This is a genomic window from Chitinophaga sp. MM2321, assembly GCF_964033635.1.
Classification (GTDB): Bacteria; Bacteroidota; Bacteroidia; order Chitinophagales; family Chitinophagaceae; genus Chitinophaga.
In genome coordinates this window covers 1,533,498-1,546,407 of sequence record NZ_OZ035533.1, presented here as the reverse complement: position 1 = coordinate 1,546,407, position 12,910 = coordinate 1,533,498, and the positions used below count along the sequence as shown (strand labels likewise).

At 44.9% G+C, this 12,910-nt stretch carries 12 protein-coding genes; 10 read left to right on the top strand and 2 right to left on the bottom strand.

The genetic code is table 11. The annotated features are described in order from the left end of the window. Positions 1 to 80 precede the first annotated feature (80 nt). The 5 genes from ABQ275_RS05930 (at position 81) to ABQ275_RS05910 (ending at position 4,413) form a co-directional block, all read left to right on the top strand. The gene (locus tag ABQ275_RS05930; RefSeq protein ID WP_349317352.1) at positions 81 to 659 is read left to right on the top strand and encodes a histidine phosphatase family protein; all 579 of its coding nucleotides are present in this window, start codon (positions 81 to 83) and stop codon (positions 657 to 659) included. 38 nt (positions 660 to 697) lie between these two features. Beyond that, entirely contained in the window at positions 698 to 1,525 is an 828-nt protein-coding gene (locus ABQ275_RS05925; protein WP_349317351.1) for a helix-turn-helix domain-containing protein, read from the top strand. Between the two features lie 388 nt (positions 1,526 to 1,913). Continuing rightward, on the top strand, positions 1,914 to 2,321 hold the full coding sequence (locus ABQ275_RS05920) for a deaminase (RefSeq protein ID WP_349317350.1): 408 nt from the start codon (positions 1,914 to 1,916) through the stop codon (positions 2,319 to 2,321). A gap of 113 nt (positions 2,322 to 2,434) precedes the next feature. Further along, positions 2,435 to 3,709 (top strand): Gfo/Idh/MocA family oxidoreductase, encoded by a 1,275-nt coding sequence (locus ABQ275_RS05915; RefSeq protein ID WP_349317349.1) that lies wholly within the window; start codon positions 2,435 to 2,437, stop codon positions 3,707 to 3,709. Between the two features lie 122 nt (positions 3,710 to 3,831). After that, entirely contained in the window at positions 3,832 to 4,413 is a 582-nt protein-coding gene (locus ABQ275_RS05910) for a PhnA domain-containing protein (RefSeq protein ID WP_349317348.1), read from the top strand. A gap of 75 nt (positions 4,414 to 4,488) precedes the next feature. Here the strand turns inward: ABQ275_RS05910 and ABQ275_RS05905 are convergent, their stop codons facing one another. Then, complete coding sequence (locus tag ABQ275_RS05905) at positions 4,489 to 5,769, bottom strand: divalent metal cation transporter (RefSeq protein WP_349317347.1); 1,281 nt, start codon at positions 5,767 to 5,769, stop codon at positions 4,489 to 4,491. A gap of 193 nt (positions 5,770 to 5,962) precedes the next feature. Between ABQ275_RS05905 and eat the strand changes: the two genes are divergently transcribed. From eat to ABQ275_RS05880, 5 genes are read left to right on the top strand one after another with little or no spacing between them, the layout of a single operon-like run. Then, positions 5,963 to 7,279: an ethanolamine permease gene (gene eat / locus ABQ275_RS05900; RefSeq protein WP_349317346.1), complete on the top strand. Its 1,317-nt coding sequence runs from the start codon at positions 5,963 to 5,965 to the stop codon at positions 7,277 to 7,279. Beyond that, positions 7,276 to 8,634, top strand: coding sequence for a glutamine synthetase family protein (locus tag ABQ275_RS05895; RefSeq protein ID WP_349317345.1), 1,359 nt, complete (start codon positions 7,276 to 7,278; stop codon positions 8,632 to 8,634). The genes eat and ABQ275_RS05895 overlap by 4 nt, the downstream gene beginning before the upstream one ends. Positions 8,635 to 8,644: 10 nt before the next feature. Then, on the top strand, positions 8,645 to 9,793 hold the full coding sequence (locus tag ABQ275_RS05890; RefSeq protein WP_349317344.1) for an iron-containing alcohol dehydrogenase: 1,149 nt from the start codon (positions 8,645 to 8,647) through the stop codon (positions 9,791 to 9,793). Between the two features lie 21 nt (positions 9,794 to 9,814). Continuing rightward, entirely contained in the window at positions 9,815 to 10,531 is a 717-nt protein-coding gene (locus ABQ275_RS05885) for a gamma-glutamyl-gamma-aminobutyrate hydrolase family protein (protein ID WP_349317343.1), read from the top strand. Continuing rightward, positions 10,528 to 11,892 (top strand): aldehyde dehydrogenase family protein, encoded by a 1,365-nt coding sequence (locus ABQ275_RS05880; protein WP_349317342.1) that lies wholly within the window; start codon positions 10,528 to 10,530, stop codon positions 11,890 to 11,892. Before ABQ275_RS05885 ends, ABQ275_RS05880 begins: the two co-directional genes overlap by 4 nt. Before the next feature lie 80 nt (positions 11,893 to 11,972). Here ABQ275_RS05880 and ABQ275_RS05875 read toward each other — a convergent pair whose 3' ends face one another. Continuing rightward, positions 11,973 to 12,884, bottom strand: a complete 912-nt coding sequence (locus tag ABQ275_RS05875) for an AraC family transcriptional regulator (RefSeq protein ID WP_349317341.1) — start codon at positions 12,882 to 12,884, stop codon at positions 11,973 to 11,975. Between the last annotated feature and the right edge of the window lie 26 nt (positions 12,885 to 12,910).

Here is a 12,910-nt window from a genome sequence, read left to right as displayed (position 1 = left end):
TAGCCCCGGAGACAGGCAGTTTTTATAATCGCTACCGTTGATTATATATATTTGCCACCCGGAATGATAAAAAGATCAATATGATAACCCGAATAGCTATTGTCCGTCATGGTACTACCTCCTGGAATAAGGCTGGCCGCCTTCAGGGCCACTCAGACATCCCGTTGGATGAAGAGGGCATTTTACAGGCACAGAAGCTGGGATTGCGTCTCAGTGGTGAGCATTGGGATCTGCTGTACTCCAGCCATCTCCTGCGTGCCCGGCAAACCGCGGCTATCATCGGACAGGAGCTGGGTATTCATGAAGTAATGGAAGATAACCGCCTGGGAGAAGCCGGCGGCGGATTAATAGAAGGGACCACAGAAGAAGAGCGTGTACACAAATGGGGAGATAACTGGAAACACCTGGACCTGGGCATGGAAACCAACAACGACGTGGTTACCCGTGGCATGGCCTTTATAGAGGACCTGGTAGCAGCGCATAATGGCAAACACATTCTGCTGGTAAGTCATGGTAGTTTTATCAAACAAATGCTGGCGCAGTTACTCCCTGAGATGCCGCCTGCATCCGCGATGAAAAACACCTCTATAACAAGACTGCAATTCACTGATAACAGCTGGTATTGCGAGCTTTTCAATTGCATCAACCACCTGGAATAAAAAAACTGGTATAAATAAATATCGAACCCGAGCCTATATTGAGAACAGAAACATATACACCACACCCGGCATTACAGGAATTTGTAAGCTACATCGGCATTTATAGTGCTGACTTTACAGCATCCGGTGCGCTTTCCAATGTATATAGGTTCGTGCCTACTTATCAGCGGTATATTATTTTCTACCTGGAAGATCCGATTCAGGTACTGAAACCAGAGAATGATGACTTTATCACCAGGTCAGCCTGCGTAACCATAGGGCCACAGGAGCAGCCGGTGACCCTGAACATGGGCGTAAAACACCTTGCTGTATGTATTGCGTTCAGACCCGGCGGGTTATTCCGCCTGTTGAATATTCCCCTGTCAGAAATGTATGAACAGGACTTTGATACCAGCCTGTTATTAGGCAATGAGATCAATGAAATAACAGAACGGTTGAAAGCATGCGCTAACTGGAAAGGGATGGTAACGGTGATTGAATCTTATCTGCTTAAAAAAGTGCCTACGCTGAAATCGGCTTTACCAATTGATTTTGCTATGGAAGAACTGATAAGACAAGGAGGTAATATTTCTATAGATAAAATAGCAGCGATTTCCTGTATCAGCGTGCGGCAATTTGAGCGCAGATGCAGGGAAAGAGTGGGTATGCCGCCAAAGCTCTACGCCCGGTTGATCCGTTTCGGAAAAGCTTACCGCCTCAAAGAATTAAATCCCCAATTAACCTGGACAGAAATCGCCTACAATAGCGGCTACTATGACCAGATGCACTTTATCCGGGACTTTAAAGAGTTTGCCGGCATGACACCTTCTTTTATTCATGAAGAAGAACTGATGGGCACCATGCGCCTCCACCGGTTAATTGTTTAACCTTTCTTGAATTATGTCGCATTTGTACTATCCTGAAAAAAGGGATCATGATATCTTTGTGCCGATTAAATTAAAATAATCGTTTATCCATTGTTTATTGTTTATCCATTGTAATGCAGATCCCATTGTTCCCCCTACCGGATGATCGTACCTTATTCCGCCATTCTAGGTACCAGCCCCTGCGGATGCAGCTTGATAAATTAGTTATCGGGGGGCACTCGCAGGGCTTTCCGTTCTGCACATCTTTTTAATCTGCAACACACCCACATGATAGATTATTGATAACTGCTGCAGTCATTGTGCCAACCGTTATTGTTTTGCATATATTTATACGCTGGCAGGAAACTAATGCCACACCTGATCCAATATAAACAGGAAAATTTCAGATATGGACAAACATCATCCATACATGCAACGCTGTCTTGAACTGGCAGCCATGGCCGCAGCAGCAGGGGAAAGCCCGGTAGGCAGTATCATTGTAAAAGATGGTATGGTGCTGGGCGAAGCCTTTGAGAAAAGTAAACAACTGAAAGATATAACGCGGCATGCGGAAGTACTGGCAATAATGGACGCGCTTCAACGTCATGACAACTGTGCAGGAGCTACGCTCTATTCAAATGTAGAACCCTGCATCCTTTGTTCTTATGTGATCAGGCATCATAAAATTGCGGAAGTAGTATTTAGTAAACATTGTGGAGAGCTGGGCGGAACAGGTCCCCGCTTCAACCTGTTAACAGCCCCTGATATTGCCGCCTGGGGCGCCGCACCGGTGGTCACCGTTTACCCCGTTGATTAAATAATAATCGTGCTGAAATCTCCCCGGCTATTTTGGTTAGATAAGAATCTGCTGTAAAAACCCAAAATCGTGATGTATCTTAATTACCAAACCTAAAAATCAAGGTAATCATCATGAAGAGACGAACTTTTATCACCCAAACTCTGACAGCAGCTGCAGGTATAGCGATTGTTCCCCGTCATGTACTTGGCGGAAAGGGATACACAGCTCCCAGCGACCGCATCACACTGGGATTTATCGGTACCGGAAAACAAAGCCTTGGGCTGCTCAAATCCATGAATGCCTGTCCGGAAACCCTCGCATTAGCTGCCAGTGATGTAGATACCAAAAAACTGGCCCGCTTTCTCGGACTGGCCACCAAAGCCAATGAAAGCAAAGTAAACACGGAAGTAAAAGGGTACGGCAGTTACCGGGAACTGCTGGAGCGGAAAGATATTGATGCAGTTGTAATAGCCAGCCCCGATCACTGGCATGCACAAATGGCTATTGATGCAGCCAAAGCAGGAAAAGATATTTATTGTGAGAAACCACTGGCACTAACCATCGCAGAAGGCCGGGCCATGGTAGACGCTACCCGCAAATACAAACGGGTATTGCAAACCGGCAGCATGCAACGTTCTACCCATAATTTCCGGCATGCCAGCGAACTGGTAGCCAATGGATACATCGGCCGTATTACCGAAGTAAATGTATCCGTAGGAGAACCCACTAAACAGTGCGACCTCCCTACCCTTCCTACGCCGGAATACCTCGACTGGAATACGTGGATCGGTCCTTCCCTTTACCGCGGCTACAACCCGGTACTAGCGCCACCCATTGAAGAAAACAGCTGGGCATGGTGGAGAGGATACCGCGAATTTGGTGGCGGATTAATTACTGATTGGGGAGCGCATATGTTTGATATTGTACAATGGGCGCTCGGTATGGACAACTCCGGGCCCGTAAAGTTCATTCCGCCGGAAGTGCCGGCCATAACGGGTCTTAAGTTTATATATGCCAATGGCATACCTGTAAATCATACCAACTGGGGAGAAAACAACGCCATACAGTTCATCGGTACGGAAGGTAAAATTGAAGTGAGCCGCTCCTTTCTGAGATCTGATCCCGCCTCCCTGGCTACCCTGCAACTGAAGTCTTCCGATAAAAAACTATATCATAGCGAGAACCACCAACAGGATTGGCTCAATGCTATCAAGCAGCGTTCCCGTCCTATTGCTGATGTGGAAATCGGTCATCGTACCGCAACGGTTTGTAACGCAGTGAATATTGCCTACGAACTACAACGGCCATTACAATGGGATCCGAAAAAGGAACGCTTTGATGATGAATACGCAAATATAATGCGGTCCCGCGCTTATCGGGGTAAATGGAATTTCCTTGATTTTTAATGTCCCGTTCCTATGTATTTCATTACACAACAATACAGGAAAAACAGCTCCTGCCTTTGTCATCCCTGTGCTATGCCGGTAAAAAGTAGTACCTTCACGAACATTTTTTTATAAAGGATATTATGAAATTGGACGAACTACTACGGCAAAGGAGTGATGGTAAATGCGAATTATGCCAGTCCGGCGATACTTTAAAGATCTATGAAGTACCTCCCCAGGATAGCAGTGATCAGGATAATTGTATCCTGATCTGTGATAAATGCCAGGCACAGATTGAAAAAAAAGCGGAACTGGACAGTGATCACTGGCGCGGTTTATCAGACACCATGTGGAGCGAAGTACCCGGTATACAGGTAGTTTCCTGGCGCATGCTCCATCGTTTAAAACATGAAAGCTGGGCCATGGACAGCCTGGATATGATCTATCTTAATGATGAAGCATTAGCCTGGGCTAAAGCTACCGGTGATCATGATAATGACGCCACGGTTGATCTTCATAAAGATTGTAATGGCGCTGTGTTGCAAGGTGGCGACACCGTAGTTTTAATAAAATCCCTGGACGTAAAAGGTAGTACCCTGAATGCAAAACTGGGTACTGTTGTAAAGAACATCCGGTTGGTAGAAGATAATACTGCGCAGATTGAAGGTAAAATAGAAGGACAGGTAATTGTTATTCTCACTAAATATGTAAGAAAACATAGTTAATCTGCTTTACTTATCTGCACACGATCCCGTTACAAAATATATTTTGTAACGGGATTTTTTTATCTGTCTGAATAATCAGGAAGTAAACTGCAGATACAGGAAGAAGACAGCAGCGGTCGTCATCAGTAAGAATGAAGTCCACCCTAAAATATTAGACCAACGCTTGTTTACATACTGCCCCATGATACTTTTATTATTGCTGATGTGTAAGATCACAAGGATCATTAACGGCGCGGTAAGTCCGTACAGCAGTGCGGTGTAAAACAGCCCCTGTACCGGGCTTACGCCCACATAGTTGATAGCCAGCCCGATACCTAATGAAACGACTATAATGCCATAGAATGGTTTTGCCTGATAAAATTTTTTATCCAGCCCCTTCTTCCAATTAAATGTTTCTGCAAACATGTAAGATAAAGAGCCACACAATACCGGTATCGCCAGCATTCCTGTTCCTATCACCCCAAAAGCAAACAGCAGATAGGAAAATTCGCCCGCTACCGGCTTTAAAGCACTTGCCGCCTGCGCTACGGTTTCTATCTTGTGTTGTCCATGGCTGAAGAGTACATTACCACAGGTCATCATAATAAACATCATCACCAGGTTTGAAAAAAACATACCACTGGTGACATCTTCTTTTACATCAGATAACAAATGTTTATCTACCATAATTTTCGGGACGTTATGCTTTAGTTCTTCCGCTTCCATGGTAGCTTGCCAGAAAAAAAGATAAGGAGAGATCGTAGTTCCCAGGATGGCCACCAGCATCTCTATATAATCTTTTGAAAATCTGATATCGGGCAGAAAGATGGCCTTTATCACTTTTAACCAGTCTGTTTGCGTGAGAAAAGGAACGATCATGTAAACCAGTAATACCACGCAAATGTATTTGAGTATGCCGGCTATCTGCTGATAGGAAAAGAAAACCATGCATACAGTAATCAATATCGTAAAGGTGATGGTGAAAATATAGGCAGGAACAGCAGGAAAGATCAGGTTGGAAACAGCGCCCATCCCGGCGATATCCGCGCCGATATTTAAAATAATAGCCGGGAAGCTGGCGATGATCATCACCCATAAGATCCAACGGGGATAGTGTTGCCGGAGAGTACCCGTCAGCCCTTTTGAAGTAACGGCGCCTATCCGGGCACACATCTCCTGGATAGCTGCCATCAACGGAAAAGTGATGATGGCCGTCCACAACGTGGCAAAGCCAAACTGTGCTCCCGCCTGCGAATAAGTGGTGATCCCTGAAGGATCATCATCGCTGGCGCCTGTAATGAGCCCCGGCCCTAATTTTTTAAGGAATTGTCTTATTCCTTTTTTTTGCCTGTTAGCATCCTTCCCGTTTGTTGTCATTTTTCTACGAATTTGATTTGTTCATAGACGTGGGTAGCACTAAATAGCCTGCTGACCGGGAATGCTTACCCACCATTTCATTATAAGCAACAGACAGGCCAGAAGAGAACAAAAAAAGTACCAGATGCCTTTATCTGATTATTATAATATTATTTCATTTTATATTATATTACGAAACACATAGATCTTTCAAATGACACAAACCAAGGGCTTAAAGAAAACATTGACTCCCTTCATGCTGTGGGGACTTGGCGTTGGATACGTTATTTCAGGAATGTATTTCGGTTGGAACCTCGGCCTCGAGAAAGGAGGAACCGGAGGTATGGCTATAGCCACACTTGTCATTATGGTGATGTACGTCACCTTCACCTTCAGCTATGCGGAGCTGGCCTGTGCCATTCCTAAAGCCGGAGGAGTATTTGACTACGCCAACAAAGCAATGGGGAAAGATTTCGGCTTTATTGCCGGCATTGCCCAGATCGTGGAGTTTATACTGGCCCCTCCGGCCATTGCATTCGCGATCGGTGCTTACTTCAATGCATTCTTTCCACAGGTGCCTATTCTTACAAGCGCCGTCGCCATTTATTTTGTATTTACGGCGTTGAACGTTTATGGCGTTAAAGCAGCGGCTTCATTTGAAGTGGTCATCACCATTTTCGCCGTGGGCGAATTGCTGCTGTTTTCCGGGCTGGCCCTCCCAAAATTTGAGGTGGCCAATCTTACACACAATGCCCTCCCCAATGGCTGGGGTGGCGCTTTCGCAGCAATCCCCTTTGCCATCTGGTTTTTCCTGGGTATCGAAGGCATTGCCAACGTAGCCGAAGAAACTAAAAATCCACAACGGGATATCAGTAAAGGCTTTGGATGGGCTATACTCACCCTCGCTGTATTATGTGTCCTGATCTTTATTTCTGCCACCGGTATTGCCGGCTGGGAGGCCATCGTATATAAGAATGGCCTTGGCGGAGAAACTTCTGATTCTCCCCTGCCGCTGGCGCTGGCAAAGATAACAGGCAGCAACCATCCCATGTATCATTTATTGATCACGGTGGGCTTATTTGGCCTGGTGGCTTCCTTTCATGGACTCATCCTGGCTGCCGGGCGCTCCACTTACGAGATGGGACGGGTACATAATATCCCTTCCTTCCTCGGTAAAATTTCTCCCCGGTTTCATACACCAGCCAATGCACTGATAGGAAATATGGTGATCGGTATTCTCGCCCTCTTGTCCGGCAAAACGTCGGAGATCATTGTCCTTTCTGTTTTTGGCGCGCTCACCCTGTATATTATTGCCATGATCTCTATTATGATCCTGCGGAAACGCGAACCTGATCTGCCACGCCCCTTCCGGGTGGCCATGTATCCCGTCTTCCCCATCATCGCATTGGTCATTGCCACTATATCCATCATTGCTATGTTTATTTTCAATCCTAAACTGGGGTTGATCTATTTCTCAATATTGGCTGTCACCTTTTTGTTATACAGAACTTTTAAAAAATCGGACAAATGACAACACAGGAAGTCCTGGCATATGTAAAGCAACATCCATCCGGCAAAGTAAAAATAGCCGTCACTGATATTGATGGCGTGCTCAGAGGTAAATATATTGCAGCCGAAAAATTCGCCTCCGCTATCGAAGGCCGGTTAGCTTTCTGTGATGTAACCTTTGGTTGGGATATGGGAGATGTGGTGTACGACAATGTGAAATATACCGGCTGGCATACCGGTTATCCCGATGCCCTCATAAAAATTGATCTCAGCACTTTCCGCAAAATCCCCTGGGAAAATGATGTCCCTTTTTTCCTCGGAGATTTTATAGATGAACAGGATAAACCGGCCTATACCTGTCCGCGGCAACTATTGCGCAAAGTATTGTCGGATACAACACAAAGTGGTTTCCAACCCTTTTTCTCACAGGAATTTGAATGGTTCAACTTTGCAGAAACGCCGGAAAGTATTCACCAGAAAAACTTTCATCAGCTTACCCCGCTATCACCGGGCATGTTTGGCTATTCTATTCTACGCAGTACACTGAAGGGTGATTACATGAGCGACCTGTTTGATCTGCTGGTTAAATTTGATGTACCGGTAGAAGGACTGCATACAGAAACCGGTCCCGGTGTATACGAAGCGGCTATTAAATATGCGCCCGTGCTGTTAGCTGCCGACCAGGCGGTGCTGTTTAAAACAGCTGTGAAAGAGATAGCTTATAAACATGGTATCATGGCTACTTTCATGGCAAAGATCCATGAAAGCCTTCCGGGTTGCAGTGGACATGTACATCAAAGTTTATGGGATAAAGATGCCGGGCAGAACCTGTTTTACGATGAAACAGATCCGCATAAGATGAGCGCGCTCATGAAAAGCTACATCGCCGGACAACTCCATTGCCTGCCGCATATTTTACCCATGATTGCCCCTACTATCAACAGCTACAAACGGCTGGTGGAAGGAGCCTGGGCGCCTACTACCCTGACCTGGGGAATTGATAACAGAACCGTTGCCCTCAGAGCCTTACCCGGTAATAAAAAAGCGACGCGCCTGGAAACAAGAGTAGTAGGATCAGATACCAATCCCTACCTGGCTTTGGCGGCCTGCCTGGCTGCCGGTATGTATGGCGTTAAAAACAACTTAAAACTGGAAAAGACCGCCACGACCGGTAATGGTTACAAAGATGTTTCAAATGGTATCCTGCCACAGAATCTTCATGAAGCAACCCAACAGATGAAACAGTCTGCCATTGCCAAAGAATTATTCGGGGCGGAATTTGTGGAACATTTTACCTTAACCAGGGAGTGGGAATGGAAACAGTACGCTAAAGCAGTAACCGATTGGGAACTTAAAAGATATTTTGAAATCATTTAAGCAGCAACATATGACATTCGATAAAGTATACCAGTATAATTTTCCGACCACCATTCGTTTCGGTGCAGGCGCCATCAAAGAATTGCCTGCTTATCTTCAAAAGAACGGATTATCACGGCCTATGATCGTTACGGATCCCACGATAGCCGCCCTCCCTTTTTTTAAGTCAATTGTCAGCGACCTGCAGGCCCATAACATAGCCGTAGAGGTATTCAGCGATATTCATAAGAACCCCGTAAAAAGTGATGTGTACAAAGGAACGGACATGTGGGATCACACCACCAGGGATAGCATTATCGGCATTGGCGGCGGAGCCGCTTTAGATGTAGCCAGGTCGGTTGTACTGCGTGTAAATCACCGGGAAGACCTCTTCAAATATGATGACCTGATTGGTGGTGATATTTATGTAACGAATGATGTGCCTCATTTTATCACGGTGCCCACCACTTCCGGTACGGGCAGTGAAGTAGGCAGAAGCGCCATTATAGCGGATGATGAAACGCATCAGAAAAAGATCCTCTTCTCCCCCAAATTAATGGCGAAGATCGTGTTTGCAGATCCCGTGCTTACCATGGACCTGCCCCCGTTTATTACAGCGGCTACCGGCATGGATGCGCTTACACATAATATGGAAGCATTCCTGGCAAAAAATCCGCACCCCTTGTGCGATGGTATTGCACTGGAAGGTATATCACTGATTAAAGACGCACTGGAAAAAGCGACCAATCGCCCTGACCTTGAAAGCAGGAGTAAAATGCTGATGGCTTCCATGATGGGTGCCATTGCTTTTCAGAAAGGTTTGGGCGTAGTGCATTCATTGGCGCATCCCCTATCTTCTTTGCTGGATACGCATCACGGGCTGGCCAATGCAGTGAATATCCCGTATGGTATGCAATTCAATATCGCCGGCTTTGAAGACAAATTCCGCCGCATTGCCAGAACATTGGACCTGAAAGATGAAACAGGTGATGCCGTCGTAAAATATTTGTTCGATCTGAATACCAAAGTAAATATTCCGCATCATCTACGGGATATTGGTGTAAAACCCGAGCATATTGAAACACTGGCAGATCTGGCCATCGCCGATTTTGCACATCCTAACAATCCCAAACCTGTATCGAGAGAAGATTTCAAACAGTTGTACCTGAAAGCACTGTAAATACCTTTAAATAACAAACTGATGAAAAAGAAGATAGGGATCAGTTATACAGAAGCCAACTTCAAAAATTACGAAAACTGGTTCACGCCCCAGGATCTGGGAGAAGATATCGAGTTAGTGGAACTTTCATTTAAAAAAAATAATACAGCGGACATCGAAACCTGCGAAGGATTTGTTTTAACCGGAGGGATAGATGTAGACCCTGAACTATACAATGGAAAGAAAGACTACCCATACAAACCAGCTACCTTTTTGCCTGAAAGGGATGCATTCGAGCAACAGATTTATGCGTATTCACAACAACAACGTATACCCGTTCTCGGTATCTGCAGGGGATTACAATATATCAATATCCTGGAAGGGGGAAAAGTTTTTGAAGATATCGGTGAAGCAGCCAACAAAGTCCATAAAAAAGGTGAAGAAGATAAAGTACATGGTGTGAATATTCAAAAAGACACCTTGCTTCATCAGATCACCGGCCAGGAGCATGGCCTGGTAAACAGCGCACATCATCAGAGCATCAATCCTGCTAACCTTGGTAAGAACCTTATGGTCAGCGCCTCCTCTGACACCGATGACGCTATTATAGAAGGGGTAGAATTTAAAGATAAAACCGGCAAAGGTTTTATGCTATGTGTACAATGGCATCCTGAAAGGATGAAAGAGAAAGAAGTAAATCCGCTCTCACAAAAAATAAAAGAGCAATTTATTAATGAAGTAAGAAATCATAAAAGATGAACATAATTAATCCTGCTACCGAAGCTATTATCACCAATATAAAAGAAGACGACCAGCTATCGCTGGATAAAAAATATACGCTGCTGAAAGCCGCGCAACAAGACTGGGCAAAGAAAACACTGGCAGCACGTTTAACGGTCATTCAAAAGTTCCACGACCTGCTGGAGGCGGAGAAGGAGCAACTGGCAGCCGTGCTAACCGCTGAAACAGGCAAGCCTTTACAACAGGCGCGCAATGAAATCAACGGCGCCCGGACAAGGATCAGCTGGATGCTCGCGCATGCAGAAAAATACCTGGCAGACGAATGGGTCACCGATACGCCTGCATTAAAAGAAAAAATCTCTTACGATCCGCTGGGAGTCATCTGCAATATTTCTGCCTGGAATTATCCTTACCTGGTGGGTGTCAATGTTTTTATTCCGGCATTAATTGCCGGTAATGCAGTGATGTACAAACCGTCCGAATATGCCACCTTAACCGGGTTGGAAATAGAAAAATTATTAAAGAAAGCAGGCGTACCCGATGATGTTTTTATCGTAGCCGTTGGTGCAAAAGAAACCGGTGAACACTTGCTGGATATGCATTTCGACGGATACTTCTTTACCGGCTCTTATAAAACAGGAAAGCATATTTATGAAAAAGTAGCGGCCAAAATGGTTCCCTGCCAGCTGGAGTTGGGCGGTAAAGACCCGCTTTATGTAACCGATGATGTAAAAGATGTAGCAGCCGTAGCAGCCGGAACGGCCGATGGCGCCTTTTATAATAACGGGCAAAGCTGTTGCGCCGTAGAGCGCATTTATGTACAGGAGAAAGTGTACGATGAATATGTTACCGCTTTTGTAAAAGAGGTACAATCCTGGAAAGCAGGCGCACCTACTGAAGAAGGCGTCTATTTCGGTGCATTGACAAGAAAAGATCAGATCAGGGTGTTGGAAGAGCAGGTCAGGGAAGCATTGGAAAAAGGAGCTACCTTATTACAGGGTGGCAAACGTGGATCAGGCAAGGGCTACTATTTTGAACCAACGATCCTCATCAATGTGACGAATGAAATGAAAGTGATGCAGGAAGAAAGCTTTGGCCCCATCATAGGTATTATGAAAGTGAAGGATGATGCAGCCGCTATCCACTTCATGCAGGATACCTCCTACGGCTTGACTGCTGCGGTTTATTCTGATAATATGGACAGGGCACAGCAAATCCTTTCGCAGATAGATGCAGGCACCGGCTACTGGAATTGTTGCGACAGGGTGAGTGCCGGCGTTCCCTGGAGTGGCAGAAAACATTCAGGTTTTGGCGCTACGTTATCACATCAGGGGTTACGTGCTTTTACGAAGCCTAAAGCCTGGCACCTGAGAAGCTAAAGGCATACCGGAGACCAGGTAATAGTTATCGATATCATCCAACATTTATAGGTAAATATCGTAGCTGCCTGGTTATTCAATTAATTAAATGATTGTCTGAATGCCAACGGCGAAAAATTGGTTTTTGCCTTGAACAATTTGCTAAAGGATTGCGGATGTTCAAAGCCCAACTCGTAGGCGATTTCACTTACGGATAAATTGGTAGTGGATAATTTTTCTTTGGCCTTTTTAATCAGTATATCGTGTATATGTTGCTGTGTGCTTTGTCCTGTCAACACTTTCAGTAACCCACTTAAGTAATTGGGCGATACGTTTAACGTTTCAGCAATGTATTGAACAGTGGGTAATCCTTTTTTTATTAAATCGTCGCTCTTGAAATATTCGTTGAGCATCTCTTCCAAACGGTTCAGGATTTGATGATTGGATATTTTGCGTGTAATAAACTGGCGTTGGTAAAATCTTTCCGAATAGGTAAGTAATAATTCGAGCTGCGCGATGATCACGCTTTGACTGAATTTATCAATATTGGAATGATATTCCTGCTGAATGTTTTGCATCACATTGGCAATGATTGTTTCTTCTTTCTCTGAAAGAAACAAAGCTTCATGTACCGAGTAATCGAAATATTCGTATTGTTTTATTTTCTTGGCTAAAGACGTATTCCAAAGAAAATCGGGATGGATGAGCAGCATCCAACCAGATTGTTTAGCTGTTTGACCTTTGTCATGTTCAACTCCGAAAATCTGATTGGGCGATATGAAGAACATCGTACCTTCATCAAAATCATACTGCTGCTGCCCATATTTGAATTTGCTACTACAATTTCTTTTCAATGAAATGGAATAAAAATCAAACACGAAATTTGTCGGCTCACCATCGTTTCCGCGTTTTATGTCTGCAACATTTATCACGCTGATTAACGGATGTTCCGGTTTGGACAATCCTCTGAGCCGGTGAAATTCGCTGATGGTTTTAATGCGGAGTGGTTGCATGTCTATTTATTTTTGTATAAAAGCAA

Bases quoted from the DNA above. Each gene is read 5' to 3' on its own strand.
- ABQ275_RS05930 (WP_349317352.1), top strand. From the start codon at position 81: ATGATAACCCGAATAGCTATTGTCCGTCATGGTACTACCTCCTGGAAT.
- ABQ275_RS05920 (WP_349317350.1), top strand. From the start codon at position 1,914: ATGGACAAACATCATCCATACATGCAACGCTGTCTTGAACTGGCAGCC.
- ABQ275_RS05915 (WP_349317349.1), top strand. From the start codon at position 2,435: ATGAAGAGACGAACTTTTATCACCCAAACTCTGACAGCAGCTGCAGGT.
- ABQ275_RS05910 (WP_349317348.1), top strand. From the start codon at position 3,832: ATGAAATTGGACGAACTACTACGGCAAAGGAGTGATGGTAAATGCGAA.
- ABQ275_RS05905 (WP_349317347.1), bottom strand. From the start codon at position 5,769: ATGACAACAAACGGGAAGGATGCTAACAGGCAAAAAAAAGGAATAAGA.
- eat (WP_349317346.1), top strand. From the start codon at position 5,963: ATGACACAAACCAAGGGCTTAAAGAAAACATTGACTCCCTTCATGCTG.
- ABQ275_RS05895 (WP_349317345.1), top strand. From the start codon at position 7,276: ATGACAACACAGGAAGTCCTGGCATATGTAAAGCAACATCCATCCGGC.
- ABQ275_RS05890 (WP_349317344.1), top strand. From the start codon at position 8,645: ATGACATTCGATAAAGTATACCAGTATAATTTTCCGACCACCATTCGT.
- ABQ275_RS05885 (WP_349317343.1), top strand. From the start codon at position 9,815: ATGAAAAAGAAGATAGGGATCAGTTATACAGAAGCCAACTTCAAAAAT.
- ABQ275_RS05880 (WP_349317342.1), top strand. From the start codon at position 10,528: ATGAACATAATTAATCCTGCTACCGAAGCTATTATCACCAATATAAAA.
- ABQ275_RS05875 (WP_349317341.1), bottom strand. From the start codon at position 12,884: ATGCAACCACTCCGCATTAAAACCATCAGCGAATTTCACCGGCTCAGA.